The organism is Roseicella aerolata, from assembly GCF_020523605.1.
In the GTDB taxonomy this organism is placed as follows: domain Bacteria; phylum Pseudomonadota; class Alphaproteobacteria; order Acetobacterales; family Acetobacteraceae; genus Paracraurococcus; species Paracraurococcus aerolatus.
In genome coordinates this window covers 1-8,651 of the sequence record NZ_JAJAQI010000089.1, presented here as the reverse complement: position 1 = coordinate 8,651, position 8,651 = coordinate 1, and the positions used below count along the sequence as shown (strand labels likewise).

The window sequence follows — 8,651 nt, the reverse complement described above, 5'->3', positions numbered from 1 at the left end:
GCCGCCATCGGCCGATACATCGACGGCTTCTACAATCCTGTCCGCCGCCATTCCGCCCTCGACTTCACAAGCCCTGCGCAGTTCGAGAAGATGGCCGCTACCTGACCTAATGCCTCTCCCCTAAAGCGGGGCAAGTCCAGAGCCTCCAGCCGCTGGATCTGGGCCATCTGCTCCCGCACCTCCTCGGCCGCCCGCTGCGCCTCGCGCTGCTCGGTGATGTCGCGAGTCACCTTGGCAAAGCCGACCAACGCGCCCCCCTCGTCGCGGACAGTGTCGATCACCACGCTCGCCCAGAAGCGGCTACCGTCCTTGCGGACACGCCAGCCCTCGGCCCCGAAGCGGCCCGCCGTCTTGGCCGCCTCCAGGGCCCGCTCCGGCACCCCGGCGGCGCGGTCTTCCTCGGTGTGGAAACGGGAGAAGTGCTGGCCGACAATCTCCTCCGCCTCGTAGCCCTTGATGCGCCGGGCCCCCGTGTTCCACTCAACGACGACACCTTCAGGGCTGAGCATGAAGATGGCGTAGTCGGTGACCCCCTGCACGAGCAGCCGGAAGCGCCGCTCGCTTTCGCGCAACGCCTGCTCCGCCTCGTGCCGCTTGCTCATGTCACGCGTGATCTTGGCGAAGCCGATGAGGCGCCCGGCATCGTCGCGGACGGCATCGAGCACGGCCAAGGCCCAGAACCGGCTGCCATCCTTCCGCACGCGCCAGCCCTCATTCTCGGCGCGCCCTTCCCGGCGAGCGGCTTCGAGGATTGCTTCCGGGCGGCCGAGATGGCGGTCCTCCTCGGTGAAGAACATCGAGAACGGCCGTCCAATAACCTCGCCGGAGGTGTAACCCTTGAGGTGCTGGGCTCCCATGTTCCAGCTGCTGACCCGCCCCTCGGGGTCGAGCAGGAAAATGGCGTAGTCGATCACCGCATCCACAAGGAGGCGGTAGGTCTGATCGTTTATGCCCGGTTCAGAGCCGGCCATTCCCTTCGTCATGCCTTGGCCTACCGCGACAGGACGCCTCTCGGCCGGCCGCAATCCATGGTGATGATGATGCGCGGCCGCCATGGCCGGACGGGAGGTCTGACCGGCAGCGCCACGACACAGACCGAAAACGGTTTCGGCGGACCGGTTCAGTATGGGTGAGCGTTTTTCCGGCACTGTGGCTTCCGGCCGGGCAACGGAGGCCGAGCGCGGTGGACCAGGAACATGCTTCGCCTACCTGTGAGGCTGAGGTGCGAGGAAAGCCGTCGAGCGATCAAGTTCCTGTTTTGTTCTTTCCGGGCTGCCCGATCGGTCTATCTTGGTAGGGCCATGCGCCAGCCAACGCCTGCCAGGATGCCGCCTCCAGCCCGCCCCGCCTCGGAATGGCCCAGCGGATCGGCGGTGTTCGTCTGCATGCCGACGGGTGGCCGGAGGGAGGCGGGGCGCGTTGTCCCGGAGGGCGAGCAGTGGCGGGTCTGGCTGCGGCGCGGCAACGGCTACCGGGACCGGGGCACCGCGCCCCAGCGGTCGGCCGCGGTGATGGCCCTGCTCGATGCCGCGACCCGGCCCGCACGCGGCGCAAGGCCGGCCGCGTCGATGCGGCTGAAATCGCTCCCAAGCCTGTCCCAGGCGGGCCGGCCCCGGAGGTCTGGGACGCGCGGCTGAGGAAAGGGCCGAGCCAAAGGCCGGGGCAAGAGACCCGCAGGGGCTTTCCGCGGGTGACCTGCTCCGCTCTGCTTCCGGCGGGCGGGTTGGTGACGCCTCCGCAAGCAACGCGCTACCCTGACCGCCCGCCTCGCCCTGGATGCTGCCGCCCTCCATGCACCGCCCCCTGCGCTCGCATCAGCGCATCCTCGCCGGCATCGTGGCGGCCATCGCCGCCGGACAGACCAACCTGGCGGATATCCTGGCCGCGGTGACCCCGGGCGGCGGCAAATCGCTGCTGCCGGTGATCGCGGCGGCGCGCCTGATCGAAGCCGGCGTGGTGGACCGGATCTGCTGGGTCGTGCCCCGCGACAGCCTGCGCCTGCAGGCCGAGGAGGCCTTTGCCGACCCGGCCTGGCGAGCCGCGCTCGGCCATGCCGTCGCGGTGCGGGCGGCCGAGAACGCGCCGGATCTCTGCCGCGGCCTGCAGGGCTATGTCACGACCTACCAGGGCATCGCCGCCCAGCCCGACCTGCACCTCGCCGAACACCGGCGCCATCGCTACCTCCTGGTCATCGACGAGGTGCACCACCTCCCCTCCCTGGCCGAGGTCGATCCGCTGGCACCGGATGACGAGGCCTCCTGGTCGCGGGCCATCCTGCCGCTGCTGGAGACCGCCCGCATCCGGCTGCTGCTGTCCGGCACCCTGGAGCGGGCGGATGGCCGGGCAATCCTCTGGCTGCCCTACCGGCCCGGGCAGGCCAGCAAGACCCGCGAGGTGGCGCTCGAGGCGCCGGGCTGGGCGGTGGTGGGCTACAGCCGCGCCCAGGCCCTGGCGGAGAAGGCCGTGCTGCCGGTCGACTTCGGGGCGCTGGATGGCGAGGCGGAATGGCTGGATGAGGAGCGCCGCCGGCTCGGGCCGCACCGCCTCTCCGGCAGACCCGAGGTCGCCAGGGCGGCCCTGTTCACGGCGCTGCGCACCGGCTTTGCCCGCGACCTGCTGCGGCGGGCCTTCGATGCAACCCGCGACCTGCGAGCCACGCGGCGGGTGCGCCTCGGCCTCGGGCCGGGCGAGACTGCCATGGGGCTCGGCAAGCTCCTGGTGGTGGCCCCCGATCAGGAGAATGCCCGGAAGTATCTCGGCTGGCTGCGGGGATGGGTGCCGCGTGCCCAGGCCGGGCACACGGTCCGCATCGCGACCTCGGACGAGCGGGACGCGCACGAGACCCTGGCCGCCTTTCGCCTGCGGCCGGAGCCGTCGATCCTGGTCACCTGTGCGATGGCCTATGAGGGGCTGGACGCGCCCTCGGTCGCGGTCTGCGCCGCCCTGACCCATATCCGCTCGCGCGCCTGGCTGGAGCAGATGATCGCCCGCGCCACCCGGGTGGATCCGGCGGCCGGGCCCTACCAGGACCAGTCTGCCCTGGTACTGCATCCGGACGACCTCCTGTTCCGCCGCTTTCGGGAGCGGATCGAGCGCGAGCAGGGCACGCTGGCCCGCGACCGCAAGCCGCGCCGGCAAGGCGAGCTGCCGATCGAGGACGGCCGCGAGCGCGCCGACCCCATCGTGCCGCTCGCCTCCAATGCCACCGCTCTCCGCTGGGAGCGCCTCGCCCCCGGCCCGGACCTCGCGGCGGCGCGGCCGGAGCAGGTGCTGACCCGCCAGCCCGACCTGCTCGATCTGCCCTCGCGGCGCGAGCGCGAGCTCCGGCTGCGGGTGGGCCAGATGGTGGCCGCCCAGGTGGTCGAGGACGAGGGCCTGCTCCGCATCCCCCGCCGCGCTGGCGCGCACCATGCCTACTCGGCCGCCCTCAAGCGGGTGATGCAGAAGAGCCGCGCCGTGATGTCGCTGGCCGAGTTGGAGGCGACGGTGGCCTGGCTCGAGCGCAACCGCATCGCCGACCACCTGCACCTGCTGGAAGGCGATGCCAGATACGCCTGGACCGCGCGGCAGCGCCGGCTCGACCTCAACACCGGCCGGCCGCCGAGGGAGCGGGCACCCAAACGAGCCGCCACCGCCCCGAGCCCCTGACCCGGCTCGCGGCGCTGGTTATGGGTGGGAGCGGCTGGCAGCGGCGGCGCGCTCGGTGGTGCCCTGCCCTGCCCCGGCACGATCGGTGATGCGTCCACTGGCTTTGCTGCCCAGGCAAAGCCTGTGCTCTCCATGCAACGCCCACCGGCTTCGTAATCGCGAGGAGAACAGAGGGGGAATGCCTCCGGAGCCGCAGCAGGGGCGCGGAATCGTACAAGATGTCCGCGGGTTCCCCACAAGGGCTTCCACAAGTCTGGGGAAAACTGTCGCCTTGACTGGGGGCGACAGCGCGCTCGCATAGGGACGCCGCCGTCTGAGGACCGCATGCCGCCCATCGCCCAAATCAGCCTTCCGGCCCCTCTTGAACCCGACACGGCTACGCAAGCCCAGCCCGCCCAGCTCCCGCTTGGCGCGGCCAAGGGCGTCCGCGTCATCCTCGAAGGGAGTGACTTCGCCGCGGTCGAGGCGGCGGCGGTCGAGATGAAGGTGCGGTTCGGCGCACGCTTTGCGGTGACGGGGCGGCGGTTGAGCCCTGACCGGCAGGCGCTCCGGATCTCAGCGGGCCTGATCGCCAATGTGGACACCGCCATGGATGCCGAGGGCATCCGGCAATGGGCACTGCCGGATGCCACGGGCACGGCCTCTGCGAAGAAAGGTCGGAACGAGGGCGGCTGATGCACGAGCCGAGCTCGGCGATCAGCCCCAGCTCGTGCCGGAGGCGACGGCGCAGGTCGTCCGGCGCGCCCTCGGGCCAGCGCTCGCGGATCGCGGCCGCAACCCGCAAGACCAGCGTCTCCTGCGGCGTCCGGCCCGGCTCGAGGATCTCGTCCGGGTACTCGTGGCGCAGCTGATCCAGCACGAAGCCCGAGGCCGCCTCGAGCACGCGGAGCGTGTTGGCCAGGGCCTGGGGATGCGCCTCGAACAGCCGGACCATCTCGGCCGGCGGCTTGAGGCAGCGCTCCGCGTTCGGCTCGGCGGCATAGCCCAGCGCGTCGACCGTGGTGCCGAGGCGGATGGCAGTGAGGACGTCAGCCAGGGGGCGCCGGCCCGGGTCGTGGCAGCGGACATCGTTGGTGGCGAGGAGCTCAGCCCCAGCCGCGTCGGCGGCCCTGGCCAGCGTGTCGAGGCGGTGGCGACCATGGCCCCGGGCGGTGCAGGTGGCAGCGACCAGGAGAGGCAGCGCGAGCCGGCCGCGCAGCGCCGCGGCGTCGGCCCGGAGCCGCGCCCCGAGGTCCTCGGCCCGCCCCGGCACCGCGGCGAGCACCCAGCCCGGGGCATGCTCGAGCATCTGCTCGCGGGTGATGTGGCACCCTCCCTTGGAGGCGTCCGTGCGCCCGAGCGACAGCAAACGGGTCAGCCGCCCGTAGGCGGCGCGATCCGTGGGCCAGGCCAGGTACTCGGCGCCGTCACGCAGCACCAGCCGCGCGCCCACCACCAGACAGATCCCGACCTCCCTCGCCGCGACATGCGCGCGCATCACCCCGGCCAGGGAGTTGGTATCGGCAATGCCGATCCCGGCCTGCCTGAGGGCCGCGGCCGTGGTGACCAGCTCGGCCGGGTGCGAGGCGCCGTCGAGGAGGGAGAAGTTCGTCCTGGCCGCGACCTCGGCGTAGGCGGCCACCGCTCAGCCGGCGCTGTGCGGCCGGGCCGGGCGGCGCTTCATCACCACGAAGCCGGCGCGCGCGAGGTGTCCCGCCAGATGCTCGGCGGCGATGCCGGCGGCGAAGTCCCAGCCCGCGACGGCGCCGCGCCGTGGCCGGCCGCGCTCGTTATGGCGCAGCGCGTAGGCGAGGGCCTCGGCCACCTCCTCCGGCGCCGCGGGGGCGAGGTCGGCCAGGGCGGCGCGGGCGGGCTCGGCGTCGGGCATGGCGGGCGAATCCTCGCAGCAGAGTTCACGAAATGTTCTATGCGGCCGCGGGTTCGAAGTCGAGACGGAAGTGTTCTGATCTCCACGCTATGGAAGGTCACACGCTCGACCAATCCGGCCAGGGCCTCGGCGAGGCTTGCGCAGAGGGCTGGCCGGCGCCCTCCCGCTCGATGCTATGTTGCGTCGATGGAGCCCGCAGCGTCTGCCCTGTCCTCTCCGCCCCGGCTGCCCTGGGATCTGCACCCGGCGCTGACCGAGGACCGCCTGCGGGTCTGCGCCCGCATGCTCGCCAACGCCCGCCGCGACGCCCTGGCGATGGCCAGCTATGAGCTTGGCGACGACCCCTGGTCCATCGGCTGCCGCGCCTTTGCCTTCGGCCGCCACCGCCTGCAACGGGCCGCGGCCTCCGGCGAGTATCCTTGGCTCGAGGTGCTCGACGACAGCGCCCACTTCGTCTTCGTCATCGGCACGGATGGCAATGGCGTGCCGGTGCGCTTCTATCGCGGCGCGGCCGAGGAGCCGACGGAGCGCACCCTCCGCCGGCAGGAGGTGGAGATGCAGCAGCTCTCCCTGGCCTTGGGCGAGGTGGCGGCCGAGAGCCTGGCCTTTCGCTTCGCGGTCGAGACCGGCGAGGGCGGCCGGGTGGAGCGGGTCGTCTTTCTGGCGCTGCGGGGCGAGGACCGCGTCGAGTGCTTCTGGCCGGTGCCGCTCGAGATGCCTGCGGCAGCGGCGACCGGCTCGGCCGTGCAGTTGCGCCTGATCGCGGATGACGGCTACGCCGGGCCTGCCACCACGATCGCCCGAGGAGCGCTGCTGCCTGCCGCCCTGCCGCGCCGCAGAGCTGTCGCAGCCCCGCCGCGACCTCAGGCCACCTTGCTCTGATCATGACGGCACTGGGTGTGCCGGCCCGCTTGCTCGAGGGCGCCGCACCCGCCTCAGGGCGCGGCTGGTCCGATAGCATGAAGACGAACGCCAGCAGGTGGGCATCGGGACCGCGGCAGGACACCGAGACCACCGTTATCCAGCCAAATAGCTTTGGCGGCGGCTCCCGGCCGGTTGTCGAGCCAGTGGTGTCCGATGTCCCGCCAGCGGACCTCCGGATCGAGACAACCTAGCGGCAGCCGAGGGGCACGCTCCACGTCTCGCGCTTTCCTGTCGTCCCGCCCGGTGATGCTGGGTACGAAGGCTAGGGGCCGTAAAGGCGCGCCGTCGCAAACTACTTAGGGCGCGAGGAGAAATAACTGCTCCGGACCGCCCATTCTCGACAGGGTACAAACTTCTCGGTTGGCAGCCGCGGCAGACGCTCACTGCTGAACGCCGAAGCCGTTTCGAGAGCCAAAGCTGAAGCAGTTATTTCGCCTCGAATCCATTATGGCAGTCGGCGGATAGGCGGGCCCGTTTGCCATGAGCACGCTTGGTGACTTCCACTTGCACACACAGCCAAGCCGCTGGTGTCGGTTCAAGAGGGAAGCGTGTTGCGGGGTCCCGGGAACCCTTGATGATCGTCCTCTGCAGCGAAGGATCAAGGGTGCGACGGGCGGGTGAGGATGAAAATGCACACCGACGCCATGCAGACCCCGACCACGGCCGAGATCAACGGATCGTAAAGGATCAGCGTAACCAGCACCCAGCTCGCCACCATGGCCAGCACCGCGGCCCGCTTCGCGCGGGGCCCAATCGCCCCATGCTGCTCCCAGTCCCGCAGCGTCCGTCCGAAGCGGGGGTCGGAGAGGAGCCGCTCCCGCAGCGCCGGCGAAGCACGTCCGAAGCACCAGGCTGCGGTCAGCAGGAAGACCGTCGTCGGCATCAACGGTAATACGGCGCCAATCGCTGCGAGCGTCAGGCTCAGGTAGCCGGCGCCCAGCAGAAGGGTGCGGTGCGGTTGCCGTGACCGATGCTCATCACTGCCCTGGCGTGGATGCATCCCCGATGCCTTACCGTGGCGACGCCCGAGGCACACCGGGGCGCTACCCGTGGAACACTTGACCAGATGGTGTCCCACTGTCCTCCCATGCGCCTCTTTTGGCGTCATCCGGGTCTGGGACCGGTGGTGCGCGACCTTTGAACTGGACACAGGCATCCCGGGAGATCCGCTGGAGGGGATGCCTGGGTTGGCTCCCCTCTTGTCGCAGCCTAACGCGATCTGCCGCCATCAGGGCCACCAGCACGGAAACACCGATCGAGCGATGCCTCTCCATAACCGCCTCCGGTCTCAATGTACCGACGTGACAGGAAGGGTTGGTGCCCATGCCTCGAACACGGCATCAGCGGGATGACGACCGACCTCCGGTGCGCGGCGCGGGAACACGAGGCCGGCGCCGATGAGGAGCTCTCCGAGCCCCTCCAGCGGGCCGATGGCGAACTCGGCACCCAGGGTGGAGAGCATGCCGGCCCGCAGGACCTCCTCGGCCCGTCCAACCTCGCCGGCCTGCGCGAGGGCCGCAGCGTGGAGCAGGCGCCGCTCGTCGCGGGACAGGTAGGGACATTGGGCGCAGCGGATATCGACCTGCCATCGGGCAGTCCGCGCAATGACCTGCATCAGGTAGTCCACAGAATTCGCCGCGTCCGGCACGCCTGCCCTGGTCATGTGTTCGCGCAACTGAACCAAGGGATCGCTCCCCTGCCGCATGCCAGCCACCCAGCAGCGGAGCGCATCGAGAAAGACACTTTCGGCCGCCCCAAGGGCCGCGGTCGCGGTGGGATACTCGTGGAGGTGCAGTGTGAGCGGGAGGACCTGGCCCATGAAGCAGCTCCTGATACGGAGCTCCTCATTAGCGCCAATTGAGAATGCCTCGCAAGTGCATTTCAGGCTGGAGGCAGGCCACCTGCTTCCATCGTCATCAGTGCCGAACCGTAGAGATAGAACGGCCCGACCAGCAGGCGCCGGCCGCAGCACAGCACCGCCCGGTGCAGCCGCGGCCTATGCGAACAGCGTCGCGCATCACAACACCCCATCCCGAACCAGCACCGAGACGAGACCGACAGCAACCTCGACTTACTTTTGTGCGATCAGCCGTTAGACCTTTATTGCCCTGACTGTGCATAGCCGCAGTGTTGGAAGTAGGCGGCGCACTCGCTCGGACTGAAGCGGTCGAGGAGACTGCCGATGGTATCCCAGAGGGTGCCGACGGTCCTG

6 protein-coding genes and 1 pseudogene are annotated in these 8,651 nt (G+C 70.4%); 2 read left to right on the top strand and 5 right to left on the bottom strand.

What is annotated here, in order from left to right; translation table 11 throughout:
• Positions 1-200 precede the first annotated feature (200 nt).
• Positions 201-971, bottom strand: a pseudogene (locus tag LHA35_RS27125) (PAS domain-containing protein); the annotation flags it as partial.
• Positions 972-1,791: 820 nt separating this feature from the next.
• Here LHA35_RS27125 and LHA35_RS27120 point away from each other — a divergent pair.
• Positions 1,792-3,648, top strand: coding sequence for a DEAD/DEAH box helicase (locus LHA35_RS27120; RefSeq protein ID WP_226614265.1), 1,857 nt, complete (start codon positions 1,792-1,794; stop codon positions 3,646-3,648).
• Positions 3,649-4,078: 430 nt separating this feature from the next.
• Here the strand turns inward: LHA35_RS27120 and LHA35_RS27115 are convergent, their stop codons facing one another.
• The gene (locus LHA35_RS27115; RefSeq protein ID WP_226614264.1) at positions 4,079-5,269 is read right to left on the bottom strand and encodes a PHP domain-containing protein; all 1,191 of its coding nucleotides are present in this window, start codon (positions 5,267-5,269) and stop codon (positions 4,079-4,081) included.
• Positions 5,270-5,272: 3 nt separating this feature from the next.
• Positions 5,273-5,515, bottom strand: coding sequence for a hypothetical protein (locus LHA35_RS27110; protein WP_226614263.1), 243 nt, complete (start codon positions 5,513-5,515; stop codon positions 5,273-5,275).
• Positions 5,516-5,701: 186 nt separating this feature from the next.
• Between LHA35_RS27110 and LHA35_RS27105 the strand changes: the two genes are divergently transcribed.
• Entirely contained in the window at positions 5,702-6,397 is a 696-nt protein-coding gene (locus tag LHA35_RS27105) for a hypothetical protein (protein ID WP_226614261.1), read from the top strand.
• A 640-nt stretch (positions 6,398-7,037) separates the two neighbouring features.
• On the opposite strand, the gene LHA35_RS27100 is transcribed toward LHA35_RS27105, so the two are convergent.
• Together LHA35_RS27100 and LHA35_RS27095 are read right to left on the bottom strand one after the other, a co-directional pair.
• Positions 7,038-7,439 (bottom strand): YbaN family protein, encoded by a 402-nt coding sequence (locus LHA35_RS27100; protein WP_226614258.1) that lies wholly within the window; start codon positions 7,437-7,439, stop codon positions 7,038-7,040.
• 288 nt (positions 7,440-7,727) lie between these two features.
• Positions 7,728-8,258 carry a hypothetical protein gene (locus LHA35_RS27095; RefSeq protein ID WP_226614257.1) on the bottom strand — a complete coding sequence of 177 codons (531 nt, stop codon included), beginning with the start codon at positions 8,256-8,258 and terminating at the stop codon, positions 7,728-7,730.
• Positions 8,259-8,651: the final 393 nt, after the last annotated feature.

Excerpts from the sequence above, each read along its gene's own strand:
- LHA35_RS27120 (WP_226614265.1), top strand. The coding sequence starts at position 1,792 with ATGCACCGCCCCCTGCGCTCGCATCAGCGCATCCTCGCCGGCATCGTG.
- LHA35_RS27110 (WP_226614263.1), bottom strand. The coding sequence starts at position 5,515 with ATGCCCGACGCCGAGCCCGCCCGCGCCGCCCTGGCCGACCTCGCCCCC.
- LHA35_RS27105 (WP_226614261.1), top strand. The coding sequence starts at position 5,702 with ATGGAGCCCGCAGCGTCTGCCCTGTCCTCTCCGCCCCGGCTGCCCTGG.
- LHA35_RS27100 (WP_226614258.1), bottom strand. The coding sequence starts at position 7,439 with ATGCATCCACGCCAGGGCAGTGATGAGCATCGGTCACGGCAACCGCAC.
- LHA35_RS27095 (WP_226614257.1), bottom strand. The coding sequence starts at position 8,258 with ATGGGCCAGGTCCTCCCGCTCACACTGCACCTCCACGAGTATCCCACC.